The organism is Halomonas sp. N3-2A, assembly GCF_002216165.1.
Classification (GTDB): Bacteria; Pseudomonadota; Gammaproteobacteria; order Pseudomonadales; family Halomonadaceae; genus Vreelandella.
Genome location: NZ_CP022286.1, coordinates 1,883,457 through 1,899,239, shown reverse-complemented (window position 1 = coordinate 1,899,239; position 15,783 = coordinate 1,883,457). Strand labels below are relative to the sequence as shown.

Sequence of the window (15,783 nt, the reverse complement as noted above, 5' to 3'; positions counted from 1 at the left end):
CAAATGAGCGCTGCGCCTTACTAAGGGCGCAGTGCGTCGTTTAGAGTGCAGCAAGCCGCTGGTTAAGTGCTTCGGCTTGAGCCTTCGCATTACCAATATAGCTGGCAGGAGAGAGGGCTTTCAGCTCATTTTTAACCGACTCGGGTAGTTCAAGCGTATCTATAAAAGCAGCAAAGCCTGCTTGGTCAATACGTTTGCCGCGGGTTAATTCTTTAAGCTTTTCGTAGGGCTTTTCGATGCCATAGCGACGCATGACCGTTTGAATTGGCTCAGCCAGTACTTCCCAGCTGTTATCCAGGTCTTCAGCTAGGCGCTCAGGATTTGCTTCAAGCTTGCTGATACCCTTGAGGCTAGCGTGATAGCCAATCAGGCCGTAAGCCAGGCCAACGCCTAGGTTGCGCAACACAGTGGAATCCGTCAGGTCGCGCTGCCAGCGTGAAATCGGTAGTTTCTGGGCCAAGTGATTAAGCACGGCATTGGCCAGCCCAAGGTTGCCTTCGGAGTTTTCAAAGTCAATTGGGTTAACTTTATGCGGCATGGTCGATGAGCCAATTTCGCCTTCGACAGTGCGCTGCTTAAAGTAGCCCAGCGAAATATAGCCCCATACGTCGCGATCAAAGTCGATCAAAATAGTATTGAAGCGGCAAACTGCATCGAAAAGCTCGGCAATGTAGTCGTGGGGCTCAATCTGTGTGGTGTAGGGGTTAAAGCTTAGTCCTAAGCCCTCCACAAAGGTGCGTGCGTTGGCTTCCCAGTCAATGTCTGGGTAGGTCGTCAGGTGGGCATTGTAGTTACCTACAGCACCGTTAATTTTACCCAGAATCTCAACGCGTTCGATTTGCTTGAGCTGGCGCTTAAGCCGGTAGGCCACGTTGGCCATTTCTTTGCCTAACGTTGTGGGGCTGGCGGTTTGCCCATGAGTGCGCGAAAGCATCGGTTGAGCTGCATGGGCAATGGCCAGTTTGGCAATCTCATCAGCGACTTCATGCAAGGTAGGTAGAGTGGCTTTTAGCCCATCTGCCAGCATAACGCCGTAGGAAAGGTTGTTGATGTCTTCGCTGGTGCAAGCGAAGTGAATAAATTCAGTGACCGCGTTGAGCTCGGATTGCCCCGCAATCTTCTCTTTTAAGAAGTACTCAACCGCTTTGACATCGTGGTTGGTGGTGCGCTCTATTTCTTTAATGCGTTCGGCATCTTCGACAGAAAAGTCACGAATCAGCTGCTCAAGAAAAGCCGTCGCTTCAGCTGATAGCGGCGGTACTTCGACAATTTGGCTGTGGTCAGCAAGGCGCTGCAGCCAGCGCACTTCCACAATCACGCGCGCACGGATAAGACCGAATTCGCTGAAGTGCTCCCGTAGTGCGGCGGCTTTTGCGCCGTAGCGTCCGTCAACGGGGGAGAGGGCGGTCAAAGCAGAGAGTTGCATGGCTTGGTTTCCAAGGTGGTCTGAAGTCAATGGTTCGAACAGCAAAATGTCGAAAAGAAATCGCTCGAAGTGCCTAGATGATCTTTGGGCGCGTTAGCCAAGGCTATCAAGCGCGCGCCTCAACGCTTTACGCTGGAAGACAAGCTTCCAGCGACGGCCGCCTTGTTGGTGCCATAGCAGCGCAAAACGTATGCCCGCCATCAAACAGGCGCGCACCCGCTCGGGCATCATGCGAGTCTGCAGTAAAGAGGGGTCGCCCTGAACCACGATGCGGGTTTTAAACGTCGAAATGGTTTCTTGGTAGGCATCGCCCAGGCTTGCAATCACATTTTCATGAGTGCTGCCGAAGTGCTCTGCCTGCCCCTGTACGTGGGACAGCTTTTGACCCAGTAAATCCATCATATGGCGGTCAGTGCGCAGTTTATTCATTAACAGCAGCAGCGAAAAACCGTAGCGGAGAACCACAGGGTTGGCTTGTTTGCGGCCAACAAGGGCTTCGAGTGTTTCTAATCCGCGGCGTAAATTATTGGGGTGCCCGCCATAAATAGCTTCAAAGCTTGCCGGGTTGGTGTCCACGGTTGCATTGATGAGCGTTTCCCAAGCGCGTGGATCTACTTGTCCAGTACGCGCGAGTTCGTCTACCAAGCTAGCGGATTGAAAAACGCCAGCCAGCGCCAGTGCTTGGCGAGCGGCTTGAGACTCCGGCGCGCGATGAATAGGGGTAGCGCTCATGCAGCGGTCTCCGTGGTATTCCAAGTGGCGCGAATAACGCCGCCGCCTAAGCAAATTTCACCATCATAAAGTACCAATGACTGGCCCGGTGTGACCGCCCACTGAGGATCATCAAACACCACCTCAACAGTGCCGTCGGGCAGTGTATGGATTTCGCATGGGCAATCACTTTGACGATAGCGGGTTTTGGCGGTGTAACGGCCCTGTGCGGCAGGTGGTTCACCTGCTACCCAGTCCATGGCTTCAGTGGCCAAAGCATTGGTGAACAGCAGTGGGTGATGCTTGCCTTGGACGACAATCAATACATTACGCTCAAGGTCTTTGGCCACTACGTACCATGGGTCTTCCGAATAGTTGGCGAGACCACCAATGCCTAACCCTTGGCGCTGCCCCAGGGTGTAGTACATCAGTCCCATATGCTTGCCAATGACATCGCCTTCGGGCGTTTCAATATTGCCGGGTTGTGCGGGCAGGTATTGCTGCAAAAAGTCGCGGAAGCGGCGCTCGCCGATAAAGCAAATACCAGTAGAGTCTTTTTTCTTGGCGGTAATAAGATCGTGCTGTTCAGCCAAGGCTCTAACGACAGGTTTTTCAAGCTCACCAACCGGAAACAGGGTGCGCGCAATCGCTGCTTCAGGCACCGCGTGCAAGAAGTAGCTTTGATCTTTATTGCTATCCACACCTTTTAGCAGGCGCGGGCGTCCTCCGCGAACCCCTTGTCGAACATAATGCCCGGTTGCGATTTTATCGGCGCCTAGCATTTCAGCGTAGTCTAGAAAGACCTTAAACTTGATCTCTCGGTTGCACAGGATATCGGGATTGGGCGTTCTGCCCGCTTTATATTCGGCTAAAAAATGCTCGAAGACGTTATCCCAATACTCGGATGCGAAATTGGCCGTATGCAATTTGATGCCCAGCTTCTCACACACAGCCTCTGCATCGGCAAGATCTTCTTTTGCCGTGCAGTATTCGGTGCCGTCGTCTTCATCCCAATTCTTCATAAACAGGCCCTCAACCTCATACCCTTGTTGGAGTAGAAGGAGAGCAGAAACCGATGAATCAACGCCGCCCGACATGCCAACAATTACTTTTTGGGTCTCGGGCGCTTCAGGAATAGACGTGCCATGGGTGGATGTCATTGGCATCCTCAGTTGAAGTGGTGTGCAATTGGATGCTGATTATACACGATGGAGGCTTGGTGCTTCGAGTGCTTCACTCATGAATCACGGTCAGGGGATAACATTGGCCGTTAATGGCGTTTTCGATCCGTTTAAGCACCAGGGGGCTGCGCAGCCGATCGGCATTGCCGAGGGCTTTGATGTCATTCAATGTGAGCCAGTGAGTGGCAGTGATGTCGCTATCAATGGGGGACGAGAGCATGACGTCTGGTGTGGCTATAAAACCATGGCTATGAAAGGTAAGGCCTTCTGGCGTGTGGAAGATATAAAGACCTAAGTAGTCGGTTAGCGTCACCTGCCAAGCAGTTTCTTCTTGCACTTCACGCAAGATGGCTGCCATTGGGCCTTCGCCTGGCTCTACATGTCCTGCCGGTTGGTTGAACACGGTTTGCCTACCGCCGCGGGCTTCTTCCACCATCAAAAAGTGGTCATTGCGCTGAATCACGCAGGCAACGGTACTTCTGATGATGGCATTTTTTATCATCTCACTGCTCATTTGGAGTGCCTGTGCTGAGGTGCGCCGCTGCGCTTTGGCGCTTTAGTGGGGCGTGGAGCGTGTAGTGTTTGTTTGCGCCACTCGCCTGGGGCCAAGTCGCCAAGTTGCCATGTGCCAATCGCCGCGCGTATCAATCTCAACGTAGGAAACCCTACATGGGCGGTCATGCGCCGTACTTGGCGGTTGCGGCCTTCGCTGATTGTTAACTCTAACCAGCTGGTGGTGGGGTGGCGCTTAGGGTCAATCCTTGGGTCGCGTAGTGCAATGGCAGGTGGCTCAATGCGCCGGGCTTTTGCTGGCTGGGTTGGGCCATCTTTCAAGATGACACCGTTTTTCAGGGCGTTAATCGCCTCATCATTAATCTGCCCTTCGAGCTGCACCCAGTAAGTTTTGGGCTGCTTGTGACGTGGGTGGGCGATGCGGTGAATGAGGCTGCCGTCATCACTTAATAACAGTAGACCCTCAGAGTCATAATCAAGCCGCCCTGCGGCGTAGACGCCAGGCACATCTATAACATCGGCTAATGTGGCGCGGCCTTGTTTGTCGGTAAACTGAGAGAGCATACGATAGGGTTTATGCAGTAAATATAAAGTGCTCATAATCTCTTTAGAAGGGTGCCCTTGATTTGTCGACAATCTCTCATGCGATTAAAATGCAGCGCTGGTATACTTTGAGGCTAATCTGTCAAAGGCAGTTCTTGAAAAGCCGCCTTTGAATCGCGTTTATGTCGTGCTGGAGTTGTCGTAATTTCCACTGAAATAACCACCGTAAAAACCACCGATTGATAACCGGGAAAGCCAAATAAAATGGCCCCGCCTGCTTCGCGGCATGGTCTCTCGTTGAAGAAGTCGCGTCGCTCAGGATCTCTATAATCACAGCGATAGAAAAAAGAGGTTAACGCAAAATGTCTAAAACGCCGAAGATCATTTACACGCTCACCGACGAAGCGCCTGCGCTCGCGACATACTCTTTGCTACCGATTATTGACGCTTTCACCGACGCTGCGGGTATCGAGGTGGAAACCCGGGATATTTCCCTGGCGGCTCGCGTTCTCTCTTTATTTCCCGACTACTTGACCGAAGAGCAGCGTATCGAAGACCACCTGGCCGAACTAGGTGCGCTGGCTAAGGTTCCCGAAGCCAATATCATCAAATTACCGAATATCAGCGCCTCTATGCCGCAGCTGCGTGCTGTGATCAAAGAGCTGCAAGAACAAGGTTACAAGCTGCCCGAGTATCCGGACGACCCAAGCAGCGATGAAGAGAAAGATATCAAAGCGCGCTATGACAAAGTGAAAGGCAGCGCAGTTAACCCCGTATTGCGTGAAGGTAACTCTGATCGTCGCGCACCGAAGGCCGTGAAAGAGTACGCCCGCAAGTACCCGCATTCTATGGGGGAGTGGAGTCAGGCGTCGCGTACCCATGTTTCGCACATGCATAGTGGCGACTTCTACCACGGCGAGAAGTCGATGACCCTGGATCGCGCCCGCAACGTCAAGATGGAGCTGATCACCGCCAGCGGTGAAACCAAGGTGCTCAAGCCTCGGGTCGAGCTGCTGGAAGGCGAAATCATCGACAGCATGTTTATGAGCAAGAAAGCGCTGCTGGAGTTTTACGAGCGTGAAATCGAGGATGCGCGTAAGACCGGAGTGATGTTCTCATTGCACGTAAAAGCGACGATGATGAAAGTCTCGCACCCCATCGTGTTCGGGCACTGCGTCAAAATTTTCTACAAGGACGCCTTTGAGAAGCACGGTGAGCTCTTCAAAGAGTTGGGTGTCGATGTTAACAACGGCATCGCTAACCTCTACGATAAAATTGCGACCTTGCCAGAATCTCAGCGTGATGAAGTCATTAGTGACCTGCATGCGTGCCATGACAAGCGCCCAGAGCTGGCAATGGTTGATTCGGCTCGCGGCATCACCAACTTCCACTCACCCAGCGATGTGATTGTCGATGCTTCGATGCCGGCGATGATTCGCGCTGGCGGTAAGATGTACGGTGCTGATGGTCGTCTCAAGGACGTCAAAGCTGTCATGCCTGAGTCGACGTTCGCGCGTATTTATCAGGAAATGATCAACTTCTGCAAATGGCACGGTGCGTTTGATCCGGCCACAATGGGCACCGTTCCCAATGTTGGTTTGATGGCGCAAAAAGCCGAAGAGTATGGCTCTCACGATAAGACCTTCGAGGTGTCGGCAGATGGTGTTGCCAACATCACCGATCTGGACACGGGTGAAGTACTGCTGTCACAGACTGTGGAGCAGGGCGATATCTGGCGTATGTGTCAGGTTAAAGATGCGCCGATTCGCGACTGGGTGAAGTTGGCGGTTGAGCGCTGCCGTGATTCTGGTATGCCGACGGTGTTCTGGCTTGATCCTTACCGTCCGCACGAGAATGAGCTGATCAAAAAGGTCAAAACGTACCTCAAAGATCACGATACTGATGGCCTCGAAATTCATATCATGTCTCAGGTTCGGGCGATGCGTTACACCCTTGAGCGCGTGATTCGTGGTCTCGATACGATCTCGGTGACGGGCAATATTCTCCGCGATTACCTGACAGACCTATTCCCGATTCTTGAGTTGGGCACTAGTGCCAAAATGCTTTCTATCGTGCCGTTGATGGATGGCGGCGGCCTGTTTGAAACGGGTGCCGGTGGTTCCGCGCCTAAGCACGTTCAGCAGCTGCTTGAAGAGAACCACCTACGCTGGGACAGCCTTGGCGAGTTCCTGGCACTGGTTGCTTCTTTGGAACACCTTGCCAAACGTTTTGGTAATGACCGTGCTAAGTTGCTGGCGAAAGCGTTGGATGAAGCTAACGGCAAGTTCCTTGAGAGCAATAAATCACCTTCGCGCAAAGTGGGTGAGCTTGATAACCGAGGAAGCCACTTCTATCTAGCGCTCTATTGGGCAGAAGCATTGGCAGCTCAGGATCAAGACGCTGAACTAAAAACGCGCTTTGCCCGTTTGGTAGAAACGCTGAAAGCCAATGAAGCTACGATCATTGACGAACTGAATGGCGTGCAAGGCCAGCCTGTTGACCTTAAAGGCTATTACCACCCGAATGGGGAAGTAGCTAGTCAAGTCATGCGCCCGAGTAAGACGCTCAACGAAGCCCTTGCTATGGTCGCAAACGGTTAAGGCTTAGATCACCAGCAGTCTGCGCTGCCGCTGGGCAATACGCATGAAAACGCTGTGATATCCCTCGCCCGCTTTGGTGGGCGAGGGTTTTTTGTCTTATTTAGTATGCTAATTTTTGTATTTTCCATGAACCCTTGCTGGTAACGGGCGTCTTACTTTGGAGAGCAAAATCAGAGTGATCAAATCTAGCGCAGTTAATGTTAGTGCATTTCAAGCTAGGATGGATGATTCAAGCGCCGTAAGACACCACTTGCCAGCTAAGAGACGATAACCCTTGCTGCTTATGCCTACTACAGACAGCCTATGCGTCATGGCTATCCTGCACGCAGGAATGACTCGGCCAGATGCGCCTGAATATGATGATGACCTAGCCGTTCAGCCGGCTGAGCCAGAGCTTGCTCGGCCGCCGTTGTACAAAGTGATACTTCACAATGATGATTTCACACCGATGGAGTTCGTTGTTGAGGTATTACAGGAATTTTTTAATATGGATAGTGAGCAAGCGGTCCAGGTCATGCTTGCGGTGCATACCCAAGGTAAAGCGACGTGCGGTATCTTTACGCGGGATATTGCAGAAACGAAAAGTTACCAAGTCAATGAATATGCCCGCGAATGCGAGCATCCTTTAATGTGTGATATCGAAGCTGCTGACTGAAAGCGTTGAAAAAAATTAGCGATGGGCCTTGCAAGTGCGCCATTTGTACCCGATGTTGAAAGTGCCGGTCGATTAAACTGATCCGACGCAAGCCCTAGGTGGCGACACGCCCTAGGTAGTAGCGAAAAGGGGACTGCCATGCTGAGCAAAGAACTTGAACTTACCCTGAACACGGCCTTCACCGTGGCTCGCTCAAAGCGCCACGAGTTTATGACCGTTGAGCACCTGCTCCTGGCGTTGTTGGATAATGCGTCAGCAGTTGACGTGCTAAAGGCGTGTGGGGCGAATCTCGATAAGCTGCGGTCCGATCTGCAGGATTTTATTAATTCGACCACGCCATTGATTCCTGAGAGTCAGGCGGATCGCGAAACCCAGCCTACCCTTGGGTTTCAGCGCGTACTGCAACGTGCTGTATTTCATGTGCAGTCATCTGGAAAGAGTGAAGTGACTGGCGCTAATGTGCTGGTCGCTATTTTCTCTGAGCAGGAAAGCCAAGCCGTTTACTTCCTCAAGCAACAAAGCGTTGCGCGCGTAGACGCTGTTAACTATATCGCTCACGGTATTTCGAAGGTGGCTGGCCATGGGCCTGCTCCATCGCCGTCTTCTCAAGAGAGTGAAGATGCTGAAGAGGGTAGTTCTGAAGGAGCTGCGCATCCGTTAACCGGTTACGCTACCAACCTGAATGAGCAGGCGCGCCAAGGCAAAATAGATCCATTGATTGGGCGCGACCATGAACTTGAGCGCGTGGTGCAAATCCTTGCCCGCCGGCGCAAGAATAACCCGTTACTGGTTGGCGAGGCTGGCGTTGGTAAAACCGCTATCGCAGAAGGCTTAGCAAAGCGCATTGTTGAAGAAGACGTACCGGATGTGATTGCCGATGCAGTGGTTTACTCGCTTGATATGGGAGCGTTGTTAGCGGGTACTAAATACCGCGGTGATTTCGAGAAGCGCCTAAAAAGCTTGCTTAGTGAATTACGCAAGCAGCCTAACGCCGTGCTCTTTATTGACGAGATTCATACCGTCATCGGGGCGGGTGCTGCCTCGGGTGGCGTAATGGATGCGTCTAACTTGCTGAAGCCCTTGCTTTCTTCCGGTGAGTTGCGGTGTATCGGTTCGACAACGTTCCAAGAGTTCCGCGGTATTTTTGAGAAAGATCGTGCCCTGGCTCGCCGGTTCCAAAAAGTGGATGTGCTAGCACCTTCTGTGGATGACACCATCAAGATCCTCAAGGGGTTACGTTCGCGCTTTGAAGAGCACCATGAAATTAAGTACACCGATGGCGCGCTAGAGAGCGCTGCTCGTTTGGCTGATCGCTATATCAATGACCGTTACCTACCCGATAAAGCCATCGATGTGATTGATGAGGCAGGCGCGCATCAGCGTATGCTGCCGCCGGAAGTGCGGACTGATACCATTGATGTTGAGCAGGTAGAAGCGGTAGTGGCGTCTATTGCGCGCATTCCGCCAAAGAGTGTGTCAAGTTCTGATCGTAAGTTGCTAGAGAAGCTCGACCGCGACTTGAAAATGTTGGTGTTCGGTCAAGATGAGGCCATCGATACTCTCTCTGCTGCCATTAAGCTTTCCCGTGCCGGTTTGAAATCGCCAGATAAGCCAGTAGGTAGTTTCTTATTTGCTGGCCCAACCGGCGTTGGTAAGACCGAAGTGGCTAAGCAGTTGGCGCATATCATGGGTATCGAACTAGTACGCTTTGACATGTCGGAGTACATGGAGCGTCATACTGTTTCACGCTTGATTGGTGCCCCACCAGGCTATGTCGGCTATGACCAAGGGGGGCTGTTAACTGAGGCCGTCACCAAGCAGCCGCATTGTGTATTGCTGCTAGATGAAATTGAGAAGGCGCACCCTGAAGTGTTTAACCTGCTGCTGCAGGTTATGGATCACGGTCGTTTGACAGACAACAATGGCCGCGAGGCGGATTTCCGTCACGTTATCCTGATCATGACCTCTAACGCAGGGGCAGAGCAGGCATCGCGGCGCTCTATCGGCTTCCAAAGCCAAGACCACTCTACCGACGCGATGGAAGTGATTCGCCGCACCTTCTCGCCTGAGTTCCGCAACCGCTTGGATGGCATTATCCAGTTCCATGCGCTGCAGACGTCTGTTGTGCGAAACGTTGTCGATAAGTTCCTAATCGAGCTACAAGCGCAGTTGGACGAAAAGCGTGTACAGCTTGAAGTGGATGATACCGCGAGAGACTGGTTGGCAGAGAAGGGCTACGATCCCGATATGGGGGCACGCCCAATGGCTCGCTTGATCCAGGAGAAACTGAAGAAACCGTTGGCTGAGATGATTCTATTTGGCGAGCTGGCTGATCAAGGCGGCATTGTGCACGTTAGCCTTGAAGAAGGTGAGCTGCATTTGTCGACGGAGTCGGAGATGGCGGATGCGCCCTGAAAAGGGCGCTAAGTCTACATTAAGCCCTTATCTCATGCCTCACTAAAGCACAGCGCCCTGTCATCCGACGGGGCGTTGTCGTTTGCAGAGAGCGGCGCCGTACTTACGCTATATTTTCAGTCAGGATGCGTGCATGCGCGGGCAGTATTTGCTTGTAGGCGTTACCAAGGCTTAGCGCGAGCGATAAACAATACGGCCTTTTGACAGATCGTAGGGCGTCAGCTCTACTTTTACCTTGTCACCTGTCAGGATACGGATGTAGTTTTTGCGCATCTTGCCTGAAATATGAGCGGTAACGACGTGGCCGTTTTCCAGCTCAACACGGAACATGGTGTTGGGAAGGGTATCAACAATAACGCCTTCCATTTCAATATGATCTTCGCGTGCCATATAGGCAGATCCTCACTTATTTAACGTAATGGTTTGGTCTAATTAGTCACTTCAATGGGCGTCGTCAGGTGACGGTTACCCAGCAAGCAGCGCTATATTGTGCCGTAAGCCTGCCATCAAGGCAAAAAAGCTGGCAAGTTTAGCAAATTAAAGGCCGCCAATGTCGCCCGTCGAGCACCTCTATTGGGGTGAACGCGCGCTTATAACGCATCTTACGGCACTCCTCAATCCAATACCCGAGATACAAGTGGGGGAGAGACTTTTCACCACACAGCTCAATAAGTTTGAGAATAGCAAACGTTCCCAGTGATCGCTTTTCCAAGGCCTTGTCGACACTGAAAAACGTGTAAATAGCCGATAGCCCATGCTCAAGTTGATCAAATGCCGCGACCGCGACGAGCTTCCCATCCAGGTGCATTTCTAAAAGGTGTGCATAGGGTTCTTCAAGCGTTAAAAAGGTACGATACTGCTCTCGGCTTGGCGGATACATGTCACCATCGGCGTGGCGTAAGCGGATATAGTCTGCATAAAGTGCATAATGCTCAGCCTCATAGCGCGCAGGCACTACACGTGTAGCAATATCGGCATTAAGACGCCGGAGTTTGCGTTGGGTGCGATTAGCGCTAAAGTCGCTGATAGGAATGCGTACTGAGCGACAGGCATTGCAACCCTCACAGTGAGGGCGGTATAGATGGCGACCGCTGCGACGAAAGCCGAGTAACGAAAGTGAGTCATAAACGCCGGGAACGGGAGATTCCTGGGGATCCAGAAACAGGGTGGTTGCTTCCTTGCCAGGAAGATAGCTGCAGGCATGGGGAACGGTTAGGAAGAAGCGCAAATCCCGCACCGGGCGGCGAGGAGCGTTACTACTCACGGCTTGCCTCCTTGCTTAGTTTGAACATGGACTAGCTTGAATATGGACTAGTTTGAATACGCTTACCATTCTGAACAGTGGCCTGAGGCAATGGCACCAAGCCACGGTGATCCAGGTATAGTAGGCGCTTCATTGGTCATATTCGTTAAGTTAAATGCCTCGTTAGGCAACCACTTTTCAAGATAGTTGATGAACGTCTTACGAGCGACTGTTGTCGCACCAAGGCTCGCCAAGTGAGGTGTGTGCATCTGGCAGTCGATCAGTTTACCCTCATGGTGCTGCATAGCATGGGCTAAGTGGGCGAGGGCGATTTTAGAGGCATCGGGCACTTTCGAGAACATTGATTCACCAAAGAAAATTGGCCCCATTGCTAATCCATAAAGCCCGCCAACCAGTTGGCCATCAAGATGCACTTCAATGCTATGCGCGATGCCTAGCTCATGTAGACGTTGGTAAGCGTGACGCATATCTTGATTGATCCAGGTGCCTGGTTCCCCAGAGCGTGGCGCAGCGCATGCTTTAACAATGTTTTCAAACTGTTGATCCAGAGTGACGATAAAGCCACCATGACGCAATCGCTTAACAAGGCTACGACGTCGTTTAAACTGTGCTGGTTGCAATACCATACGTGGGTTGGGGCTCCACCACAAAATAGGTTCATCATCGCTATACCATGGAAAAATACCTTTTCGGTAAGCGTGGATTAACCAGTGGGGGGAGAGCTCTCCGCCTGCGGCAAGAAGGCCGTTCGGTGACTCGAGGGCAAGGTCGGTAGACGGAAAGATAGGCTGTGGCGATGAAAGCCAAGGTAGCATTGTTTGCTCCTGTTACTGAACACTTCGATAGAAGCGCTGTGACGGCGAAAGGATGCTCGGTATGATGCAAACTCGCAAGTGGATTAAAGACACCATTGAGGTGTAAAGGGAGAATCGCTTGAAAGTAAATAAGGCGGTAGACAAGCGAACGCAACGTAACTCGCGTCAACCATCATCAACGGCCTCAACTGGGCGAGTTAAAGCCGCAAAGGATAAAGCTCGTCGATTTGGTCTGCGCTTGCAGGGCTCGGCGCGCGAAGGCGTGGTCGTGGTGCTGCTTGCGCTGTGCGTATTTTTGTTATTGGCACTGTTTAGTTATGACCCTGCCGACCCAGGTTGGTCTTATCAAGGGCCGGAAACGGATGTTCATAACTGGATGGGGCCTGTTGGTGCTTGGCTTGCGGACGTGCTTTATTCGCTGCTGGGAGCAAGTGCCTTGTGGTGGCCGGGAATGTTTGGTTATGCAGCCTGGTGGCTAATGAGGTCACGCCAAGTGCGGTTTGATATCGATCCGGTAGCGATTGCTGTCCATACCGGAGGATTAGTGCTGCTTATCTTCGGCACGACGATGTTGGGTGCACTGCATTTTTATCATCCTGACAGCATTTTGCCTTACGCCTCTGGCGGTATATTGGGCGAAGGGTTAGTGAGCACGCTAAAGCCACTTGTCAGCAGTGGTGGCGTTGGGCTTATTTCTGCTGCGCTAATCTTGATCGGTTTTCCACTGTTTAGCGGCATGTCGTGGTTACAGCTGGCTGATGAGCTTGGTCGTCGTCTGTGTAAAGTAGGCGGCTGGTTCAGCGCTCGGCGCGCTAAAGGGCGTGAGAGGCGCTCCCAGCGTGCTGCTGTGCGTGCTGCCGCGAAAGCGGCGTCTCAGAAAGTAAAAGAGAAACCACTAGCTGAATTTAAAGCGGCTAAGCCAGAGAGTGACTCGCAACGCCCAAGTCCAAAAGAGAGTAGTCACCAGCAAGCACCCGCCCAAGAAAGCAGCCGCGTACGTCGTGAGCCTAGTTTTTCAACGACGACAGATACCTCAATTCCATGGGCAGCTGCTGCATTTTCAGGGGCGTTGCCTGAGGAAGAGATGCCCAAACGTGCATCCTCAACTGCGCCTGAGCAGCCTGCTCCTGAGATGGACGTCCCTCATGATGCTCCGTCGGTTGAGCCTAATGACCAGCCGCTTGAAACCGCGGCTGAAGAGCAGCGTGAAGCTAAAGCAGAAGTTAAAACAGAGCCTAAAATAGAGCCTGTTGTGAACAACGATGTGGAAAAGGTTGCGGAAGACGCTGTAGAAGATGTCGAGGAAAAATTGCCCAGCGCGCCTCGCGAGGATGCTTTTGCGGTGCGCATCAAGGATGAAAGCAGCGAGCCGACACCTTCAGTACCGCTCTCCGCGCGAGAGGCAGAGCCAACGTTCGATCGGCCATCGCGTGATGAGCTAGCCGGTGAAAAAGCGGCTTCTCATCCTGCGCCTAGTTTCCAGCCAGCAGAAACGCAGCCATTTAATTCATCGACAGACGGCGATGAAACAGAGCATCAAGCTACGTCTCAGGCGATGTCTTATGCAGCGCATGAAATAAAACAGCATGATGCAGCTAAGCAAGGCGACGACGTTGAACGTGAGATGGCCTCTGTTTCGACGAGCATGCCTGAACCCGAGCATACGCCCGCAATCACGCCGCGAGATGAATCTTACTCTCGCCCTGTACATGCGACGACCCCTGAACCGCGTTCCGAACGGGTACCTGAAGTCGTGCCAGAGCCAGTATGGGATGATGAGGAAGATGACCTTCCTGTCGCACGACCAGCCGTTACTGGCGTGCGCCAAGAGCCAACGCTACATGATTCTGATGTATCCAGGACTGAGGTATCCAGGGCGGAGGCACCTAGGGTTGAGGTTCCCCGAGGTGAGTCTTCTGAGACGGTGGATTCAAATGACATGTCTGCCGACGTGGCGTCTTCTGAGGAGAAAGAAGCCGACAATGGGCCTACTCTGTGGACGGTTGAGCATCTGCAGAGCCAGCGTCCGGCGTTTGAAACTTTCGATGAGCCAGAAGGGGATGTGCCCAGTCTCCAATTACTGACGCCTCCAGAACCGCATGAGCCAAATTACACGGACGAGCAGCTTGCTGATATGGCGGAGCTCTTGGAAGTGCGGCTGCGTGAGTATGGTGTTAAGGCGGAAGTCGTTGATACATGGCCTGGCCCTGTTATCACCCGGTTTGAAATTAAGCCAGCGGCTGGGGTGAAGGTTTCCAAAATCAGTAACCTTGCTAAAGACCTGGCACGTTCGTTAATGGTCAAGAGTGTACGTGTGGTTGAGGTCATTCCTGGGCGTCCAACGGTCGGCATTGAAATACCCAACCCCCATCGAGCGATGATTCGTCTGCGCGAAGTCATTGACTCTGACCGCTATCAACAGGAAAGCTCGCCACTGACCATGGCGTTGGGTCAGGACATTGGCGGTGGGCCCGTTGTCGCTAATCTAGGTAAGATGCCCCATCTTCTAGTTGCAGGTACGACGGGGTCTGGTAAGTCAGTGGGTGTTAATGCCATGCTGATTTCCATGCTGCTAAAAGCGACCCCAGATGAGCTCAAGCTGATCATGGTTGACCCAAAAATGCTGGAGCTGTCAGTTTACGATGGTATTCCGCACCTTTTGGCCCCCGTGGTCACGGATATGAAGGAAGCTGCAAACAGTCTGCGCTGGTGTGTTGCGGAGATGGAGCGCCGCTACAAATTAATGGCGGCAATGGGGGTGCGTAACATTGCAGGCTTTAATGGCCGTTTAGATGAGGCTGAGAGTGCCGGCGCACAAGTTGCCGACCCGCTTTGGGAGCCGCAGCCTTGGGAAATGCATCAAACGCCGCCGATCCTTGAAAAACTGCCCTACATTGTGGTGGTGATCGACGAATTCGCCGACATGTTTATGATCGTCGGCAAGAAAGTTGAAGAACTCATTGCTCGTTTGGCACAAAAGGCGCGTGCCGCGGGTATCCACCTGATTTTGGCTACTCAGCGCCCCTCTGTTGATGTGGTGACGGGGCTGATTAAGGCGAATATTCCGTCGCGAATGGCCTTCCAGGTATCGTCGCGGATTGATTCGCGTACCATTCTGGATCAGGGGGGCGCCGAAAGCCTGCTTGGCCATGGTGATATGCTTTACCTACCCGCTGGTTCAGGGCCGCCTAACCGGATTCATGGTGCTTTTGTAGACGATGACGAAGTGCACCGGGTCGTGGATGATTGGAAACGACGTGGCGCGCCTGAGTACATTGAAGAGATTTTGTCAGGCGGCGTGACTGCCGATGCACTGACGGGTCTTGAGGCTGAGGGCGTAGATGGCGATGATGCTGAGCAGGATGCGCTTTACGATGAGGCGGTTCAGTTCGTTACCGAAACACGCAAAGCTTCTATCTCTGCCGTTCAGCGTCGCTTCAAAATCGGCTATAACCGCGCTGCGCGCTTGGTGGAAGCAATGGAAGGTGCCGGTGTGGTTACCTCTATGGGGTCTAACGGTGCCCGTGAAGTGTTAGCACCGCCACCGATAGGCCACTGACTTATCTGTTAATGAGTGCCCGGCGCTTGGTTCAATAATGCAATAAGCGTGAAAGTCGCGCCGTAGGTGAAACCCTGCGGCGCGTTTTGCGTCTGAGAGGC

At 52.6% G+C, this 15,783-nt stretch carries 12 protein-coding genes; 4 read left to right on the top strand and 8 right to left on the bottom strand.

Translation table 11 applies throughout. The features are described from left to right. Positions 1-40 precede the first annotated feature (40 nt). The 5 genes from purB to CEK60_RS09000 all read right to left on the bottom strand — a co-directional run bounded on the left by purB (position 41) and on the right by CEK60_RS09000 (position 4,431). Positions 41-1,426 (bottom strand): adenylosuccinate lyase, encoded by a 1,386-nt coding sequence (purB, locus tag CEK60_RS09020; protein WP_089038730.1) that lies wholly within the window; start codon positions 1,424-1,426, stop codon positions 41-43. A 93-nt stretch (positions 1,427-1,519) separates the two neighbouring features. Beyond that, a complete protein-coding gene (gene hflD / locus CEK60_RS09015) occupies positions 1,520-2,158 on the bottom strand; it encodes a high frequency lysogenization protein HflD (RefSeq protein WP_089038729.1) in 639 nt (212 codons plus the stop codon). After that, positions 2,155-3,297, bottom strand: coding sequence for a tRNA 2-thiouridine(34) synthase MnmA (mnmA, locus tag CEK60_RS09010; protein ID WP_089038728.1), 1,143 nt, complete (start codon positions 3,295-3,297; stop codon positions 2,155-2,157). Before mnmA ends, hflD begins: the two co-directional genes overlap by 4 nt. Positions 3,298-3,370: 73 nt before the next feature. Then, a complete protein-coding gene (locus tag CEK60_RS09005) occupies positions 3,371-3,820 on the bottom strand; it encodes an NUDIX hydrolase (RefSeq protein WP_089038727.1) in 450 nt (149 codons plus the stop codon). Between the two features lie 8 nt (positions 3,821-3,828). Continuing rightward, positions 3,829-4,431 (bottom strand): pseudouridine synthase, encoded by a 603-nt coding sequence (locus CEK60_RS09000; RefSeq protein ID WP_089038726.1) that lies wholly within the window; start codon positions 4,429-4,431, stop codon positions 3,829-3,831. Between the two features lie 305 nt (positions 4,432-4,736). On the opposite strand from CEK60_RS09000, the gene CEK60_RS08995 reads away from it, so the two are divergent. The 3 genes from CEK60_RS08995 to clpA all read left to right on the top strand — a co-directional run bounded on the left by CEK60_RS08995 (position 4,737) and on the right by clpA (position 10,044). Continuing rightward, a complete protein-coding gene (locus tag CEK60_RS08995; protein WP_038482532.1) occupies positions 4,737-6,974 on the top strand; it encodes an NADP-dependent isocitrate dehydrogenase in 2,238 nt (745 codons plus the stop codon). 310 nt (positions 6,975-7,284) lie between these two features. Further along, positions 7,285-7,629 (top strand): ATP-dependent Clp protease adapter ClpS, encoded by a 345-nt coding sequence (gene clpS / locus CEK60_RS08990; protein WP_174412716.1) that lies wholly within the window; start codon positions 7,285-7,287, stop codon positions 7,627-7,629. 138 nt (positions 7,630-7,767) lie between these two features. Continuing rightward, positions 7,768-10,044: an ATP-dependent Clp protease ATP-binding subunit ClpA gene (gene clpA / locus CEK60_RS08985; protein WP_089038725.1), complete on the top strand. Its 2,277-nt coding sequence runs from the start codon at positions 7,768-7,770 to the stop codon at positions 10,042-10,044. A 171-nt stretch (positions 10,045-10,215) separates the two neighbouring features. Here the strand turns inward: clpA and infA are convergent, their stop codons facing one another. The 3 genes from infA to aat form a co-directional block, all read right to left on the bottom strand. After that, the gene (gene infA, locus CEK60_RS08980; protein ID WP_007111068.1) at positions 10,216-10,434 is read right to left on the bottom strand and encodes a translation initiation factor IF-1; all 219 of its coding nucleotides are present in this window, start codon (positions 10,432-10,434) and stop codon (positions 10,216-10,218) included. Between the two features lie 139 nt (positions 10,435-10,573). Then, the gene (locus CEK60_RS08975) at positions 10,574-11,308 is read right to left on the bottom strand and encodes an arginyltransferase (protein ID WP_038482539.1); all 735 of its coding nucleotides are present in this window, start codon (positions 11,306-11,308) and stop codon (positions 10,574-10,576) included. Positions 11,309-11,370: 62 nt separating this feature from the next. After that, positions 11,371-12,123 (bottom strand): leucyl/phenylalanyl-tRNA--protein transferase, encoded by a 753-nt coding sequence (gene aat / locus CEK60_RS08970; RefSeq protein WP_089038724.1) that lies wholly within the window; start codon positions 12,121-12,123, stop codon positions 11,371-11,373. A 118-nt stretch (positions 12,124-12,241) separates the two neighbouring features. Between aat and CEK60_RS08965 the strand changes: the two genes are divergently transcribed. Continuing rightward, positions 12,242-15,682: a DNA translocase FtsK gene (locus CEK60_RS08965; RefSeq protein ID WP_089038723.1), complete on the top strand. Its 3,441-nt coding sequence runs from the start codon at positions 12,242-12,244 to the stop codon at positions 15,680-15,682. The last annotated feature ends 101 nt before the right edge of the window (positions 15,683-15,783 follow it).